Genomic DNA, 16,553 nt, shown 5'->3' on the forward strand with positions numbered 1-16,553 from the left:
TACCGATCATCCTTGGCATGGTTTTGGGTGGCATTATGGAAGTCAAGCTGCGGTCGGCCATGCCGCGCCTGAAAACGCCACTGGATATGATCGACCGGCCAATCGCAGCGATTATATTCGGGGTCATTGTGCTGGTTTTGGTGCTGCACGTGCGCACGCTGATCAAGGAATGGCAGGCCCACCAACCCGAAGCGGACCACGACATGCACGACAGTCAGATGAGGTAACCGGACATTGGACCAGACACAGATCGATACATGGCGCGCAGTGCCAGTTGCAGCCTCTCGCCACCTGATTGACGGCAAGGCTGTGCCGGCCTCCGATGGTGGCACCATGGACGTTGTCTCGCCGATAGACGGGCAAGTCCTGACAACGGTGGCGGCTGGCACCACGGAAGATATGAACGCCGCCATTGCCTCGGCGCGTGCGGCGTTTGAAGATGAGCGCTGGGCTGGGCAGGCGCCGGTGGCACGCAAAAAGGTGTTGCTCAAATGGGCAGATCTGATTGAAGCCAACGCGCTGGAGCTGGCCGTATTGGGCGTGCGCGACAATGGCACGGAAATTAGTATGGCGCTCAAAGCTGAGCCGGGATCAGCCGCTGCAACCATCCGGTACTATGCCGAAGCGCTGGACAAGATTTACGGAGAGATCGCGCCGACATCAGGCGATGTGCTTGGCATGATCCATAAAGAACCAGTGGGTGTGGTTGGGGCCATCATTCCCTGGAATTTTCCTTTGATGATCGGGGCATGGAAGCTTGGACCCGCGCTTGCGATGGGCAATTCGGTTGTGTTGAAGCCATCGGAAACCGCATCGCTGTCGTTGATGCGTATGGCAGAGCTGGCGTTGGAAGCTGGGTTGCCGCCTGGTGTGTTAAATGCGGTGACCGGAGAAGGTCGCGTTGTTGGCGAAACTCTCGGCTTGTCGATGGACGTGGATGTGCTGGTCTTCACCGGGTCTGGCACGACGGGGCGACGGTTGATGGAATATGCTGCGCGTTCGAACATGAAGCGCGTCTATCTGGAGCTTGGTGGGAAGTCCCCCAACATTGTGTTTGCTGATGCACCCAATCTGGATGAAGCGGCAAAGGTTGCCGCCGCGGGCATCTTCCGCAACTCCGGCCAGGTCTGTGTGGCGGGCTCGCGCCTTTTGGTCGAGGCGCCAATCCATGATGAGTTTGTGGCAGAAGTCATAAAAGCGGCGGAGGCGATGCGTGTTGGTGATCCGCTGAAGGTGGAGACACAGATCGGCGCGGTGAACTCGGAAACCCAGCTGCAAGCGAACCTTGGATTTGTCGAAACGGCCGTCGCCGAAGGCGGGCAGGTTGTTACTGGCGGGGCGCGGATTTTGCAGGACACGGGCGGGTTTTACATGGCGCCGACCATTGTCACCGGCGTCACGCAAGACGCGACATTGGCGCAGAAAGAAGTGTTTGGGCCGGTTTTAGGTGTCACACCGTTTGAAACGGAAGAGGACGCCGTCTCGTTGGCCAATTCCACAGTTTACGGCCTCGCCGGTGCCGCGTGGACAGCAAATCTTGGCCGTGCGCATCGTATGGTGAAAACCGTGCGCACAGGCGTCATGCACATCAATACTTACGGTGGGGCGGATGGGACGGTGCCGTTGGGCGGTGTTGGGCAATCTGGCAACGGGTCTGACAAGTCGCTGCACGCCATCGACAAATACGTGAATCTGAAAACCGCTTGGATCAAGCTTTAGGGGCCTCTAATGACCATCAAGACAATTCTGGTGATCGGCACTTTTGACACCAAAGACGACGAATTGAGTTTTCTTTCTGGCGTAATCCAACAACAGGGTGGCCACGTGGTCACAATGGATGTTTCCGTCTTGGGGAACCCGTCCAAGCCCACCAATTACTCAAAGCACGATGTCGCCGAAGAGGGCGGCAGCTCCATTCAGAAAGCCATCGACAGCGGGGATGAGAACCACGCCATGCAGATCATGGCGAAGGGCGCGAGCCTTTTGACAGCGCGTTTGTTTGCGCAAGGTGAGTTTGACGGCATGATTGTGCTAGGCGGCACAATGGGAACGGACCTTGCTCTTGATGTGGCTTCGGCGCTGCCGTTGGGCGTGCCAAAGTATATTGTATCTACGGTGGCGTTTTCACCACTCATTCCTTCAGAACGATTGGCTGCTGACGCACAAATGATCCTTTGGGCGGGTGGCCTCTATGGATTGAACTCAATCTGTAAAGCATCCCTGTCTCAGGCGGCTGGGGCTGTTTTGGGGGCCGCGCGCGCAGTGCAGCGGCCGGATCCGGATAAGCCTTTGATTGGGATGACGTCTCTGGGGACATCGGCGCTGAAATACGTCATTCCTCTGATACCAGCACTGGAAGCGCGGGGCTTTGAGGTGGCCGTTTTCCATGCAACCGGCATGGGGGGGCGTGCTTTTGAATGTCTTGCCGCGCAGGGGGCGTTTGCCTGCGTGTTTGATTTCTGCACGCAGGAGTTGGGCAACCATGTGAATGGCTCCAGCTTGTCCGCTGGGGCGGATCGATTGACCGGCGCTGGCCGAAACGGCACCCCTCAAATCGTGGCGCCGGGCTGTTATGATCTGGTGGATGTGGTGGGGTGGCAGCCATTGGCGGAAAAGTGGGATAGTCACATGGTCCACGAACACAATCGCCTGTTGACCTCAATTGTCCTGCAGGCGGAGGAAATCAAAGCAGTCGCGCGTGCGCATTCGGAACAGTTGAAAACAGCCAAAGGGCCAGTCACACTGCTTTTGCCGGAACATGGGTTGGGAGAATGGGACAGGGAAGGTGCGGACTTGCACAATCCCGACGGGCTTGCAGCATTCCTGAATGAGCTTGAAACTACGTTGCCACCAAACGTTCAAACACATCGCTTTGCATGCCACATCAATGACGGCGCTTTTGCAGACAAGGCGCTTGAGGTGATTGATGGCTGGTGCGCCGACGGAACGATCAGGACTTAGGTTTGGCACCGGGATCAAGCATGGCGAGGAGGTCCAGCAGGGTCTCGTAGTTTTCCTCGCCAAGCGTGTCTTTGAAGCCCGCAACAATCTGGGTGGATTGAGACGCGTGATTGTCAATGATTTGCTGGCCAGCAGGTGTGATCTCAAGGAACTGACGGCGGCGGTCTTCTTCGTCGCGGATTTGGGTGACCAACTCTTTCTCTCTTAACGTGGCCGCGATGCGAGTCAGGCTGGAAAACAGAAGGCTGGATCGGTCTGCAACCGTTTTGCTGTCGGTGCGGCCATACTCCGAAAGAACGCGCAAGATGCGCCACTGTTGTTCGGTGATCCCGGTTTCTGAAAGCATCTCCCGTATCGGGAGCATGACACCTTCGCGGGCACGAATAAGAGCGATGGGCAGAGAGCGCGCGGTTGATGGGAGCGGTTTCATGGTCTGGGCCTCAAAAGTGTCGATGTCTGTGACTTGCACAACAATATGCCGGTTGACAACCGAACTCAAAATTAATTATCAAGACAATAATTGTCATGACAATTAAATGTGTAAGAGGAGAGCTGATGCCACATTTTCAGATCGACTATTCTGCCAACCTCGAAGAGGTTGTGGATATGGCGGCCTTATGTGAGGTGATCCGCGCAACGGCGGCACAGATCGAGACCTTCCCGATAGCAGGTATTCGTGTCCGCGCGACGCGTGTAGATTACTGTGCAATGGCGGACGGAAACCCCAAACACGGGTTCCTGGACTTGAGTATTCGGCTTCGGGCTGGTCGGCCTGAGAACGTAAAGAAAGCCGCGGCTGAGCGCATTTTTGCGGCTCTCAGAGAGTTTGTCGCGCCGGCCATGGCAACCCATTCCATCGCCCTTTCAGCCGAAATGCGCGACATCGATGCCGATCTTTCACCAAAATTCGGAAATGTCCGTGACCATCTGGAGACCTCAGCATGAGCATACTTGATGACAATATTGCAAAGCTGGACGGGTTTCTGTCACGCTTTCGCGCCGAAGGTATCCAGAACCGGATTGCAGGTCTGGATGTGGAGGGCAGTGCAGGGACGTTTCAGAACATGTCACCCGTTGACAAAACTCTGATCTGTGACGTTGCGCATGGGACAGCAGGTGACATTGATGCCGCAGCAGATGCGGCTCACGCTGCTTTTGCCGCATGGCGCGATATGCCAGCTTTGGTGCGCAAGAAAATACTGATCCGCATCGCAGAAGGCATCGAGGCGCGTGCAGAGGAAATTGCGCTCTGTGAATGTTGGGACACTGGGCAAGCGTATAAGTTCATGTCCAAAGCCGCGCTGCGTGGGGCTGAAAACTTCCGGTATTTTGCTGATCAGGTTGTGCAGGCGCGTGATGGCCAGCACCTAAAATCACCAACCTTGATGAACATCACCACGCGTGTGCCAATTGGCCCGGTGGGGGTGATTACACCGTGGAACACACCTTTCATGCTCTCGACATGGAAAATCGCACCAGCATTGGCCGCGGGCTGCACTGTGGTTCACAAACCTGCAGAGGCTTCGCCGCTGACTGCGCGCTTGCTTGTGGAAATCGCCGAAGAGGCAGGTTTGCCACCAGGTGTATTAAATACAGTGAACGGGTTTGGCGAAGAGGTGGGCAAGGCTCTGTGCGAAAATCCTAAGATCAAGGCGATCGCTTTTGTGGGTGAAAGCCGCACGGGCAGCTTGATTACCAAGCAGGGAGCGGACACGCTTAAGCGTAATCACCTTGAACTTGGCGGCAAAAATCCTGTGATCGTATTTGACGATGCCGATTTGGATCGGGCCTTGGATGCAGCGATCTTCATGATTTATTCGATCAACGGTGAGCGTTGCACGTCTTCCTCGCGCTTGCTGGTGCAGGACACCATTCGCGATGCGTTTGAGGCCAAGCTGATAGAGCGGGTCAACAACATCAAGGTGGGGCACCCGCTTGATCCCGCTACAGAAATCGGTCCGTTGGTGACCGAAGAGCATTTCAACAAAGTCACGAGCTATTTTGACATCGCCAAAGAAGATGGTGCAACGGTTGCAGCCGGTGGTGTCACCGTGGGGGACGAGGGCTACTTTGTGCGCCCGACGCTTTTCACGCAGGCCAACAACCAAATGCGCATTGCGCAGGAGGAAATCTTTGGTCCGGTACTGACGTCGATCCCGTTCTCGACGGAAGAAGAGGCGTTGGAGATCGCCAACGACATTCCGTATGGCTTGACTGGATACGTTTGGACCAAAGATCTGACGCGCGCGCTTAGGTTCACTGACAAGCTTGAGGCGGGCATGATCTGGGTGAATTCAGAAAACGTGCGCCACTTGCCGACGCCCTTTGGAGGCGTCAAGGCCAGCGGCATTGGCCGTGACGGCGGCGACTGGTCGTTTGACTTCTACATGGAGCAAAAGCACATCGGTTTTGCCACCGGGCAGCACAAAATCACCAAGCTGGGAGCGTTGTGATGGGCGAGATCGTACTGGCAGCAAAGTGCACACATGTGCCGACCATGCTGATGAGCGAACAGGACGGGCCGGTCAAAGGCGCTCGCCAGCCTGCTATCGATGGACATTTTGAAATCGCCCGTCGCGCAAAAGAGCTTGGGGCCGACACAATTGTCATTTGTGACACTCATTGGGTGATCAACGCAGGCTTTCATATCAATGCCAACAGCCGGTTTGGGGGCTTGTTCACGTCAAATGAATTTCCGCAGTTCATTCAGGATATGCCTTATGACTATGCAGGCAATCCGGAACTGGGAGATGCAATTGCCAAAGAGGCGTCTGATCGTGGCGCTCATACTTTGGCGCACCATCTCGACTCGCTTGAATTGGAATATGGCACGCTGGTCCCAATGCGGTTTATGTCTCGTGCCCATGATATGAAGGTTGTGTCGGTGGCCGCCTGGTGCACGGTACATGGCCACGATGAAAGCCGCATTGTTGGTGAAGCCATCCGCGCGGCGGTTGAGGCATCTGACAGCAAGGTTCTCTTGGTCGCATCTGGCTCACTGTCGCACAAAATCTGGCCAAACAAAGACTATGCCGCCAACAACGGTACTTTTACGATCAGCTCCGAGTTCAACCGGCAAATGGACTTGCACGTGCTGGATATGTGGCAGCGTGGGGATCACGCAGCTTTCCTCAAGATGCTGCCCGAATACGCCGAGTACTGCTGTGGCGAAGGCTCGATGCACGACACGGCGATGCTCTATGGTGCGCTAGGCTGGGATCGATACGACGCGAAATGCGAAGTCGTAACCGAGTATTTTCCCAGCTCGGGCACTGGCCAGACCAATGTCATCTTTCCAGTCCAATAGGAGGCTTTGATGCCCGTTCCAGCCCCAAACCTTTATCCGGACTTCAACACAATCCGCCTGAGCCATGTCTGTTTGAACGTCAACGACTTGATGGCGTCGAAAAAGTTCTACACCGAAATCCTTGGACTGCAGGTGTCGGATGAGAGCGAAAGCCACATCTACCTGCGCGCTATGGAAGAACGCGGTCACCATTGTGTGATCCTTCAAAAATCGGATCAGCCCGGTACGGTTGAGGTGATGGGGTTTAAAACGTTTGACGAAGACGACCTGGACCGCGCAGAGGTCTTCTTCAAAGCCAAAGGGCGGCCGACATCCTGGGTCGAAAGACCGTATCAAGGCAGGACGTTGTTGACGTCGGACAACATTGGCATTCCGTTGGAATTTTATCACAAGATGGACCGGCTTGAGCCGATCCATCAGAAGTATGCGCTCTACCGTGGTGTCAAACCTTTGCGTATCGATCACTTTAACTGCTTCAGTCATGACGTGGATGCCTCTGCCGCATTCTATTCCGACTTCGGGTTCCGGGTGACGGAATACACCGAAGATGAAGACAGCAAACGGCTTTGGGCGGCTTGGTTGCATCGCAAAGGCGGGGTGCATGACATGGCCTTCACCAACGGAACCGGGCCTCGCATGCATCATGTGGCGTTTTGGGTGCCAACACCGCTCAACATCATTGATCTGCTCGATCTGATGTCGACCACCGGCTATGTTGATAATATTGAACGTGGTCCCGGACGTCACGGGATTTCGAATGCGTTTTTTCTGTATATTCTGGATCCCGACGGCCACCGGATTGAGATCTATTGTTCCGATTATCAGACCGTTGACCCAGATCTTGAACCGATCAAATGGGACTTGAAAGACCCGCAGCGCCAAACCTTATGGGGGGCGGCCGCACCTGAAAGTTGGTTTAAGCATGGCACAACCTTTGTGGGAGTCGACACCAAGGAGTCCGACATGAAGGCCAGCCCGATAATTGCGCCATGACCGGCGCAGCGCCACATCGCGATAGGGTGCCAAAGGTTACCAAGCGAACAGGCATACAGAGATCGACATTAACGTCTGGGAGTGGCGCATGAACTGGGACGACTTTGCCAATTGGAGCAAACACATCGCCGATTGGGGTGCACAGTATCATAAGACGTTGCGCGACAGACCGGTGCGGGCGCAAACTCAACCGGGTGAAATCTCTGCACAGCTCGCCCCAGTGCCGCCCACCAAAGGCGAAGACATGTCGGTCATCCTCAAGGATTTCGAAGACATTGTGATGCCGGGCATGACCCACTGGCAGCATCCACGTTTTTTTGCATATTTCCCTGCCAACGCCGCACCGCCGTCCATTCTGGCTGAGCAGCTGGTCAACACAATGGCCGCACAATGTATGTTGTGGCAGACCTCGCCCGCCGCCACGGAGGTCGAAGGTGTCATGATTGATTGGTTGCGTCAGGCCTTGGGTTTGCCGCAACCTTACACGGGTGTCATTCAGGACAGCGCATCATCTGCAACGCTGTCTGCGGTCCTGACCATGCGAGAACGTGCCACTGGGTTTACCGGCAATCGAGACGGTTTGAATGGCAAAGGCAATTTGCGAATCTATTGCTCTGATCAGGTGCACTCCTCGATTGATCGCGCTTGTTGGGTGTCGGGGATCGGGCAGGAAAACCTCGTCAAAATCCCCGGCGTCGGCGCCCGATATGGCATGGACAGCCGCGCGCTTGAGGCGGCAATCAAAGACGACATTGCCGCCGGTCACACACCCGCGGGGGTGGTCGCAATCACTGGCGGAACCGGCGTCGGGGCGTGTGATACTTTGGGCCCGGTTCTGGAACTGGCACGGCAATACGATCTTTATACCCATCTCGACGCCGCGTGGGCAGGGTCCGCCATGATCTGTCCAGAAATTCGCGACGATTTCTGGGAAGATGTAGATGGCTTTGACAGTATTGTTTTCAATCCCCACAAATGGTTGGGGGCTCAGTTTGATTGCTCGGTTCAATTCCTTCGGGATGCGGGACCGCAACTTGATACGCTCAAGATTGAACCGGAGTATTTGAAAACCACCGGGGAAGCCCTGACCAACTATTCCGAATGGACCATCCCGCTTGGTCGACGCTTTCGGGCATTGAAACTCTGGTTCTTGATCCGGTCTTATGGATTGGAAGGTTTGCAAGAGCGTATTCGGAACCATGTTGCCTGGGCCGAAGAACTGTGTGGCAAAATCAGTGCCATGGATGGGTTTGAGATTGCTACTGACCCGATCCTCAGCCTGTTTTCCTTTCGCTGCCCGGGTGATGATGCAGCCCAGCAACGTTTGGTTGATGCGCTGAACGCCGATGGCCGCATCTATCTGACACAAGGGGCTTTTGGAGGCCGCAAGATCATTCGAGTTCAGGTAGGCCAGTTCGACACAACACGAGACGATGTGATGGCTGTTTGCGCGGTCATCCAAGATGTTTGGGGGCAAATCAAATGAAGTTTGCAACGTATCGTGCCGATGGAAGCGTCTTTTATGGAGCCGTGACTGATGCAGGCATGATTGCCCTGAGCAGTGACTTCCCGCAATGGCTGACGCTTTTGGATGCGGTTCAGAATGATGGCCTTGCTGCGCTTGAAGCCGCTGCCGCGGGCAAGGCAGTGACACATACGGACTTTGTGTATGAGATGGTGCTGCCCAACGCGCGTCGCATCCTTTGTGTTGGGGTCAACTTTCCGGATCGCAACGCCGAATACAAAGACGGCTCGGAACAACCCAAATACATGTCTTTGTTCCCGCGGTTTGCTTCGGGATTTACCGGCCACAATCAGCCTTTGATCCGACCGCCGGAAAGCCCGCAATTGGATTATGAAGGTGAAGTTGCGATTGTGATCGGCAAAAAGGGCCGCCGGATTACGCAAGCCGATGCCTATGATCATATCGCCGCCTTGACGCTGTGCAACGAAGGTACCATTCGCGATTGGGTGCGGCATGCGAAATTCAACGTCACGCAAGGCAAGAACTGGGACCGATCAGGTGCCATTGGCCCCTGGCTTGTGCCCTTTACCGATGCCGCTCAGTTGGATGACGCCCGTATCATCACGCGTGTGAATGGGGAGGTGCGTCAGGATGATGTCTTGGCACGTATGATGCACCCGATCCGGCGGGAGATCGAATATATATCGACCTTCATGACGCTTGAGCCTGGCGATATCATTGTCACGGGAACGCCAACGGGATCCGGCGCGCGGCTTGATCCGCCGCAGTTCCTGAAGCCTGGGGATGTGGTGGAGATTGAAGTGAACGGGATCGGCACCTTGCGAAACACCATTGAGGATGAAGCCCAATGACGCCGGAATGTCACAAGGCCGCTGCTGCTGACTTGTTGCGGGCAGAGAAGGCAGGGCACCAAATTGATCTGCTAAGCAAACGCCATCCTGATATGGATATGGATGACGCCTATGCGATCCAAAATGCGATTTCCCAAGCGAAACTGGCCGCTGGGCAGAAGGCGGTAGGTTGGAAGATCGGCTTGACGTCCAAAGCCATGCAATATGCGCTCAACATCGACATTCCGGATAGCGGCATCCTGTTTGATGATATGGTGTTTGCTCACGGCGCGACAGTGCCAAAGGGCAGGTTCATTCAACCGCGTATTGAAGCTGAAATCGCCTTTGTGATGAAAACAGGCATCGGTGGCGCGGATGTCACACGCGAAGAAGTGCTTGCTGCGACCGATTATGTGGCACCCTCTATTGAGATCCTCGACACGCGCATCTTGCGGGTTGACCCTGAAACGGGCCAAACGCGCTCAGTACTTGATACAATCAGCGACAACGCTGCCAATGCCGGTGTTGTGTTGGGGCCTCAGCAGTATGCGGTTGAGGCTTTCGATCTACGTTGGGTTGGGGCGATCACCTCCCGCAATGGTGAGGTTGAGGAAACAGGCCTTGGCGCAGGTGTGCTGAACGACCCAGTGGAGAGCGTTGTTTGGCTTGCGCGTCGGATGGCGCAATATGGCCAGATCATCAAGCCTGGCCAAATCATCCTCTCCGGCAGCTTTATTCGACCGGTCGAATGCCCCTCGGGCACGGAAATCCACGCTGACTTCGGCGCTTTCGGCGCGGTCGACATCGCCTTTGACTAAAGGAAATCCCATGCCTGCACCGCACAACCCATTCAAATCCGCGATTGCTAAAGGCGAGTTGCAACTGGGCTGCTGGCTTGGGCTTGCCGATCCTTACATTGCGGAAATCAGCGCCGGAGCGGGTTTTGACTGGCTGTTGATTGACGGCGAGCATGCGCCAAATGACCTGCGCTCAATCACAGCGCAGCTTCAGGTTATCGCCGGACGAGACAGTCATGCTGTTGTGCGCCCCCCGATTGGTGAAACTTGGATCATCAAGCAGCTTTTGGACGCAGGCGCTCAAACCTTACTGATCCCCATGGTAGAAAGCGGTGCGCAAGCGCAGGAACTGGTGGAAGCAGTTACCTATCCGCCCCATGGCGTGCGCGGCGTTGGCTCGGCCTTGGCACGGGCATCTGACTTTGCGGCGATCGGTGACTACTTAACGACGGCTCGCGAGGAGATTTGTTTGTTGGCGCAGGTGGAGAACCGCAAAGGCATGGCTGCGTTGGACGAAATCCTCGTTGTTGACGGCATCGACGGTGTGTTTGTAGGACCATCGGATCTCGCCGCGGACATGGGGTTTATCGGGAAACCTGGGCACGCAGAGGTCAAAGATGCGGTGTTGGACGCGACCCGTCGCATTGTCGCTGCGGGGAAGGCCGCTGGGATTTTGACGTTGGACGCATCGCTGCAAACTGAGTGTCGAAATCTGGGAGCGACTTTTATCGCGACGGAAATCGACGTTACTCTTTTCGCGCGTCACATGAGGAAGTCCAGTAAGTCTTCTCGGCAGAGATTGTGCGAGGGTTGATCTACCTCGCGCGCGCCGAGCGGTACGCTGGGATACGCCGAAACTCCGCAGAAAACGACGTCTCCAAAGCTCGTGGCGGGATTGCCCCGAAGGGTGGCCACATCGCCCCTGACATCACCTCTTTGTTTCCGGCACTCTGGCCTCGGAAATCAACTGAGGAACTCAACATGCCGCAATTACTGCGCTTCGGCTTTCTGGTCTGCATCGCCTACTTCATCGCCATGTCTATCGCCCATTTCTTTGGCATTAAGGTTCCGCTTCTTTTTGTGTATTTTGACACGCCTTTTTATGCGTATCAGGACAAGATTATTTCTTTCGCCGTGCTCAGCTATGTCGGCCTGTTCTACGCCGCGTCCCGGGACATCAAAACAGTGCCAGTGGCGCTTGCCGTGCTGGCAGTTACCGTGCTGGGGCTTGCCTCCGTAAACCTGTCTGAAGGCTTGGCGTCGGTGATGCAGGACGGGCAATCGACATGGCCATATTGGGCTCAGACCGCCCTGTTTGCAGGCATTTGGGCGGTGTTGATGGTGTTGTATCTGCGCAGACCAAAGGTTTGAGGCCTAAGTGCTGGGCCCAAACCGGCGCCGATATGCTGACGGACTCAACCCGACGATCCGCCGGAACACCCGCCGGAAAGCCGTCGCGTCCGCATACCCAACATCCCAGCTGATCCGTTCGAAGCTGTCTCGTGTCAGCTCCAGCCGCGACCGGGCTAACTCGACCCGTAAACTCTGAATGTAGGTCACCGGCGTTAAACCTGTGGCCTGTTTGAACCGTCGCAGAAAGCTGCGTTCGGACATGCCCGCGCTTTGCGCCAGTGACGCAATCGAATGTGTTCCGCCAGAGGTGTTTTGAAGCAAGGCCTGCACCCCGGCGATCTGCGTGTCGGAGTGTTTCGTATCGGGGATAAACGATGCGTAGTAGCTTTGCGCACGGTCAGGTGGGTCCAGAACAAACATCCGCGCAACGTCCATCATCAGCATGCGACTGCCGAACCGTTGAACCATATGCAGCGCAAGATCTGTCCAAGCCATGACGCCACCTGCGGTTACAATATCGCCTATGTCGACCAGCAACGGGTCTGTGTCGATCACCGACTTGGGGTATTTTTGCCGAAACGTGTTGGCATGACGCCAATGGGTTGTGACCCGGCGGTCATCAAGCAGACCAGCTTCTGCCAACAAAAAAGCGCCGGAACAGACAGATGCCATGACTGATCCTGCTTTGTGCTGAGAGATCAACTGGGCCCGCCACGCGGAGGGCAGTTCCGGTGGGTCAAGAGACAGCGCAGGCGGTAGGACCACAACGCTGGGGTAAGCTTGAGGTGTTTGGCAGATGTCGGCCTGAAACAAGAGGCGATCTGAGGATTGAGCAAGACTGTTGGCACACTCCAGCAGATCTTTGAAACCCCATAAGGCGGACTTCTGCGAGCCTGGGTAGTCGAGCAACTGGAACGTGACGGTTTCTCTCATGGCCGGTGCGTAGCAGTTAATAACCGGCTGCGGCAGAGGGAAATGTTTGGTGCCGTGCTTGCGGAAACCCTCCGCGCGTTGGCACATTGTTTGGAGGGCAACATCAAAAGCCGTTCACCTAGTCAAATGATGTAATTGCCATGACATCACCTGTTTCCGAACCGGCGCCGATATTCGGCGGGAGTGATGCTGGTATTTTTCTTAAACAACCGCCTGAAAAAGCTGATGTTCTCGTATCCGGATTTGATCGAGATTTCCTCAAACGGGTGAGACGTGTTGATCAGATCGGCTTTGGCGGCCTCTATTCTGACAAGTTGAAGATACCCGATGAACGTCTCTCCTGTGGCGGCTTTGAAACGCCGATTGAATTGGCGCACACTCAAGCCTGAATGGTCGGCGATAGCTTCCACATCCACGTCGTTCTGAAAGTGCCTGTCGATGTGCTCCTGCGCGTCAAGGATCAGCTTGTCACTATGGTTTTTCTCTGGTGTAAAAACCGCGAAGGGCGACTGGGTGATGCAGTCCAGATCCACCAAGGTGCAGCGCGCACTTTGCAAAGCAACCTCGCGACCAACGTATTTCTCGATCAGATACAGCGAGAGGTTGAGCTCCGCTGAAATGCCCCCGCCGCAAAACAAGTGTTCCTCATCGGTCACCAACAAATCCGTACGCAGATCAACTTCAGGAAATTGTTTCTTGAATTGGTTTGCCATGCTCCAGTGGGTTGTTGCTGTTTTTCCGTTGAGCAGCCCGGTGGACGCGAGGGTAAAGGCCCCGGCGCAGACACTGGCAAGATCCGCGCCGTTTTTATGCGTGTCTATCAGCCAGTCCACGCGGTCCTGATGATCGCGTGCGTTGGGATCAAAGAAAAAACCCTGCGAAGGCACAATGACCAAATCGGGCACATCAACGTCATGCATGGCGCGGCTTGGGACAACAGGAAACTGATTGATTGCGGTTACGGGTTTTCCGTCAGCGGTGACAATCTCAACTTCAAACAGGGGAGTTGGGCGCTCCCCCATTGCGACGTTCCACAACACACCGGCCTGCAGGAACATGTCCATCGGCGAGGCGATGGATGACAGCACACAATTCTCCGCAGCGAGTATGACAACTCTTTTTGCATTTGACATGTCTGAATCGGACCCTTTTCGCCCAAAATGGCGCTTATGTAGGGGGCTGTCACCCCCTAACTTGGAGTGCAAGACTTCGAGATCAGCACGGTTCCCAAGGCAAAGGTTAGAGGACATAGATGAAAATCACCCATCTCAGCATGGACAACCGATTGCGCAATTTCTGTCATTTGTTTGCTTGCAATCCGACCCGCGCCGCGCGTGTGCCCGACCCTCTACATGCGGAGACCTGCCTGTCAGAGGCAGCTCGGTAAAACCGCACATTCGCTTCCCCCCAATAATGGCCCCATTTGAAAAGGATCTCAAAAATGAAAGTTCACGGTCTGATCATGTCACCCAACGTGCGCAAGGTGATTGTTGCGTTAAATGCCAAAGGCATCGCGTTTACAAACGTACCGGTGGCACCCGGCACGGATACCCCGGAGTTTTTGGAGATCAGCCCACGCGGCCTGATCCCCGCGTTTGAGGACGGCGACTTCGCCGTCTCGGACTCCGCCGTTATCATGGAATACCTTGAGGAGAAATTTCCAAAGTCCAAATTGATGCCTGCCAACCCACGAGACCGGGCGCGGAGTCGGTGGTTCACAGAATACGGCGGCTCCGTCGTGTTTCCACCTTGCGGAACAATTTTTATGCAATTGATGGCCAACCCGTACTATTACAAACGTCCAACCGATCATGCGGCCGTTGATGAGGCCATTTCGAAGACAATGCCCCCCATTCTGGACTACCTTGAACGTCAGGTTCCTGAGGCTGGCTTCTTGTTTGGCGAGTTGGGCATTGCAGATATCAGCCTTCTGTCCCCATTCATCAACGCAGAATATGGCGGCTATGAAATCGACGCAGCCAAATGGCCAAAACTGGCGGCGTATTACCGTCGGGGGAAGGCGCACCCAGCGTTTGCTGCGCCTTTGGTGGAAGAAGATAAGATGCGGCAAGCTGTCTTGGCCCAAGCTGTCTAAAGTTGGATTCGCGCCGAATCTGCGCCGTCCCTCAAGGTATGCTGTCACAATCCATTTGGGTTGTGGCCAGCGCACCGGCCCAAGAGTAACCCTCTTTGCAGAATGAGCCGCTTCAAAAAATCAGAAACTCGGACGCATCCATCGCTTCAATGCAGCGTGAACAAGGTCTCTTGACCCGCCACAACGTCGTATACAGCCCCCTGGGGGCGATCCAAAGCCTCTATGTCTTTTTGTAGAAGGCCACGAATAAGACCGCGGATCATGCAAAGGGTCACGGAATGAGACACAAGGATGGTTGGGCGCTCCAATCCACTTAGAAATGTCTCACATCGGTCGCGCAGGATGTCATAGCCTTCACCGCCTGGTGCCGTCAGGAAGAGCCGCATCAACTCGCTGTCTTCAAAGGCGTCGTCGGACCCCACGATTTCCCGGTAGGTTTTGCCTTCCCAATCCCCCGCATTGATCTCTGCCACCAAAGGGTCAAGCCGGGGCAGTTTGCCAACCGAGCCAAGCGCAATCCGCGCGGTTTCTTGGGCGCGGCCAAGCGGGCTGCACACCGCATCAAAGCGCTCAATGCCGTTGATTTGTTTCAGGATCGTTCCCTGTTGGCGGGCCTGCGCCCGCCCCAGGTCCGTGAGGGGTGAGTTTTTGCGCCCCTGAAGCCGGCCCTGCCGGTTCCATTCCGTTTCGCCGTGACGCAACAGAAGCAGGCGGGGGCCGGTGTAGCTAAAGCTCATGAGGCAACAATCACCGCTTCATTGGTGTTGACCTTCAGATGTACGTCGCTGCCAGTGTCGCGCCAGTCATGCCCAACATGGTGGAACTGATCGACAATCATCTCTGTACCTGACGTACGCACAATGTAGCGAACCTGGCTGCCCATGAACTCTCGGTGCAAAATGGTGCCGGGCAGGGTGTCTGCCCCCGCCTGATCCACGATCTGCATGTTCTGTGGGCGCAGAACAATGGAACCTGCACCCTCGTGACCGTCACTGAGAGGCAGCACATCGCCGGCGCTGGTGCGGAAACGTTTGGCACCTCCATTACTTTCCACTTGTCCACCGAGGATATTGGCGGTGCCCAGAAACTCAGCCACAAACAGGTTTTCCGGCGTGTCATACAGCACCTGAGGTGTGCCGATCTGTTGGATCACCCCTTTGTCCAAAACCGCCATGCGATCTGCAGTGGTGTTCGCCTCTTCCTGATCGTGGGTCACAAAGATGGTGGTCAGGCCCAGCTTGCGCTGCAAAGCCAGCAATTCGCGGCGCATTTGCACCCGCAGGCTGGCGTCCAGGTTGGACAGTGGTTCGTCCAACAGCAGCACCTCAGGTTCCACAACCACAGTGCGGGCCAAAGCGATCCGCTGCTGTTGCCCACCAGACAGCTGGTTGGGCATGCGGTCCGCCAGATGGCTCAATCCCACAAGTTCCAGCGCGGCGTCTACCCGTGGCGCAATCTCCGATGCAGGCATTTTGCGTTCTCTGAGACCAAAGCCGACGTTGTCCCGCACCGACATATGTGGCCACAGCGCGTAAGACTGGAACACCATACCCACATTGCGTTTCCACGGCGGCAGGCTGACCACATCTCGCCCACCAATGTGGATGCTGCCTTGCGGTGTTGGCCCAAACCCCGCGATGGAGCGCAAGAGCGTCGATTTACCTGAGCCAGAGGGCCCGAGGAAGGCGAAGAACTCGCCCGGTTGAATGTCGAGGTTCACCCCGGTCAACACCTCGGTTTCGCCAAAGGAGAGGTGCAGATCGTTGATTTCAATTCCGACCATTTGATTTGTCATAGT

17 protein-coding genes and 1 pseudogene are annotated in these 16,553 nt (G+C 55.6%); 13 read left to right on the forward strand and 5 right to left on the reverse strand.

What is annotated here, in order from left to right; all coding sequences use genetic code 11:
• The 3 genes and pseudogenes from QZ517_RS02665 to QZ517_RS02675 all read left to right on the forward strand — a co-directional run.
• Positions 1 to 227, forward strand: a pseudogene (locus QZ517_RS02665) (hypothetical protein); the annotation flags it as partial.
• A gap of 7 nt (positions 228 to 234) precedes the next feature.
• Complete coding sequence (locus QZ517_RS02670; RefSeq protein WP_294221676.1) at positions 235 to 1,719, forward strand: aldehyde dehydrogenase; 1,485 nt, start codon at positions 235 to 237, stop codon at positions 1,717 to 1,719.
• 9 nt (positions 1,720 to 1,728) lie between these two features.
• Positions 1,729 to 2,961: a Tm-1-like ATP-binding domain-containing protein gene (locus tag QZ517_RS02675; protein ID WP_294221680.1), complete on the forward strand. Its 1,233-nt coding sequence runs from the start codon at positions 1,729 to 1,731 to the stop codon at positions 2,959 to 2,961.
• On the opposite strand, the gene QZ517_RS02680 is transcribed toward QZ517_RS02675, so the two are convergent.
• Entirely contained in the window at positions 2,951 to 3,391 is a 441-nt protein-coding gene (locus QZ517_RS02680; protein WP_283427734.1) for a MarR family transcriptional regulator, read from the reverse strand. The genes QZ517_RS02675 and QZ517_RS02680 overlap by 11 nt on opposite strands.
• A 125-nt stretch (positions 3,392 to 3,516) precedes the next feature.
• Between QZ517_RS02680 and QZ517_RS02685 the strand changes: the two genes are divergently transcribed.
• The 9 genes from QZ517_RS02685 to QZ517_RS02725 all read left to right on the forward strand — a co-directional run bounded on the left by QZ517_RS02685 (position 3,517) and on the right by QZ517_RS02725 (position 11,745).
• Positions 3,517 to 3,906, forward strand: coding sequence for a 5-carboxymethyl-2-hydroxymuconate isomerase (locus tag QZ517_RS02685; RefSeq protein ID WP_294221686.1), 390 nt, complete (start codon positions 3,517 to 3,519; stop codon positions 3,904 to 3,906).
• Positions 3,903 to 5,414, forward strand: a complete 1,512-nt coding sequence (hpaE, locus tag QZ517_RS02690; protein ID WP_294221688.1) for a 5-carboxymethyl-2-hydroxymuconate semialdehyde dehydrogenase — start codon at positions 3,903 to 3,905, stop codon at positions 5,412 to 5,414. The genes QZ517_RS02685 and hpaE overlap by 4 nt, the downstream gene beginning before the upstream one ends.
• The gene (gene hpaD, locus QZ517_RS02695; RefSeq protein WP_294221691.1) at positions 5,414 to 6,268 is read left to right on the forward strand and encodes a 3,4-dihydroxyphenylacetate 2,3-dioxygenase; all 855 of its coding nucleotides are present in this window, start codon (positions 5,414 to 5,416) and stop codon (positions 6,266 to 6,268) included. The genes hpaE and hpaD (QZ517_RS02695) overlap by 1 nt, the downstream gene beginning before the upstream one ends.
• Before the next feature lie 9 nt (positions 6,269 to 6,277).
• A complete protein-coding gene (gene hpaD / locus QZ517_RS02700; RefSeq protein ID WP_294221694.1) occupies positions 6,278 to 7,261 on the forward strand; it encodes a 3,4-dihydroxyphenylacetate 2,3-dioxygenase in 984 nt (327 codons plus the stop codon).
• A gap of 88 nt (positions 7,262 to 7,349) precedes the next feature.
• On the forward strand, positions 7,350 to 8,747 hold the full coding sequence (locus QZ517_RS02705; protein WP_294221697.1) for a pyridoxal-dependent decarboxylase: 1,398 nt from the start codon (positions 7,350 to 7,352) through the stop codon (positions 8,745 to 8,747).
• Positions 8,744 to 9,598 carry a fumarylacetoacetate hydrolase family protein gene (locus QZ517_RS02710; protein WP_294221700.1) on the forward strand — a complete coding sequence of 285 codons (855 nt, stop codon included), beginning with the start codon at positions 8,744 to 8,746 and terminating at the stop codon, positions 9,596 to 9,598. Before QZ517_RS02705 ends, QZ517_RS02710 begins: the two co-directional genes overlap by 4 nt.
• A complete protein-coding gene (hpaH, locus tag QZ517_RS02715; protein ID WP_294221703.1) occupies positions 9,595 to 10,395 on the forward strand; it encodes a 2-oxo-hept-4-ene-1,7-dioate hydratase in 801 nt (266 codons plus the stop codon). Before QZ517_RS02710 ends, hpaH begins: the two co-directional genes overlap by 4 nt.
• Before the next feature lie 10 nt (positions 10,396 to 10,405).
• Positions 10,406 to 11,188 carry an HpcH/HpaI aldolase/citrate lyase family protein gene (locus tag QZ517_RS02720; protein ID WP_294221706.1) on the forward strand — a complete coding sequence of 261 codons (783 nt, stop codon included), beginning with the start codon at positions 10,406 to 10,408 and terminating at the stop codon, positions 11,186 to 11,188.
• Positions 11,189 to 11,355: 167 nt separating this feature from the next.
• Positions 11,356 to 11,745, forward strand: coding sequence for a hypothetical protein (locus QZ517_RS02725; protein ID WP_294221709.1), 390 nt, complete (start codon positions 11,356 to 11,358; stop codon positions 11,743 to 11,745).
• Positions 11,746 to 11,748: 3 nt separating this feature from the next.
• Here the strand turns inward: QZ517_RS02725 and QZ517_RS02730 are convergent, their stop codons facing one another.
• Both QZ517_RS02730 and QZ517_RS02735 read right to left on the reverse strand, forming a co-directional pair.
• On the reverse strand, positions 11,749 to 12,660 hold the full coding sequence (locus tag QZ517_RS02730) for a helix-turn-helix domain-containing protein (RefSeq protein ID WP_294221712.1): 912 nt from the start codon (positions 12,658 to 12,660) through the stop codon (positions 11,749 to 11,751).
• A gap of 146 nt (positions 12,661 to 12,806) precedes the next feature.
• Positions 12,807 to 13,910, reverse strand: a complete 1,104-nt coding sequence (locus QZ517_RS02735; RefSeq protein ID WP_366765995.1) for a helix-turn-helix domain-containing protein — start codon at positions 13,908 to 13,910, stop codon at positions 12,807 to 12,809.
• A 191-nt stretch (positions 13,911 to 14,101) separates the two neighbouring features.
• Between QZ517_RS02735 and QZ517_RS02740 the strand changes: the two genes are divergently transcribed.
• A complete protein-coding gene (locus QZ517_RS02740) occupies positions 14,102 to 14,755 on the forward strand; it encodes a glutathione S-transferase family protein (protein WP_294221717.1) in 654 nt (217 codons plus the stop codon).
• A 146-nt stretch (positions 14,756 to 14,901) separates the two neighbouring features.
• On the opposite strand, the gene QZ517_RS02745 is transcribed toward QZ517_RS02740, so the two are convergent.
• Together QZ517_RS02745 and QZ517_RS02750 are read right to left on the reverse strand one after the other, a co-directional pair.
• Complete coding sequence (locus QZ517_RS02745) at positions 14,902 to 15,492, reverse strand: histidine phosphatase family protein (protein ID WP_294221720.1); 591 nt, start codon at positions 15,490 to 15,492, stop codon at positions 14,902 to 14,904.
• Entirely contained in the window at positions 15,489 to 16,550 is a 1,062-nt protein-coding gene (locus QZ517_RS02750) for an ABC transporter ATP-binding protein (protein WP_294221722.1), read from the reverse strand. The genes QZ517_RS02745 and QZ517_RS02750 overlap by 4 nt, the downstream gene beginning before the upstream one ends.
• Between the last annotated feature and the right edge of the window lie 3 nt (positions 16,551 to 16,553).

Source organism: uncultured Shimia sp., assembly GCF_913054185.1.
In the GTDB taxonomy this organism is placed as follows: Bacteria; Pseudomonadota; Alphaproteobacteria; order Rhodobacterales; family Rhodobacteraceae; genus Shimia.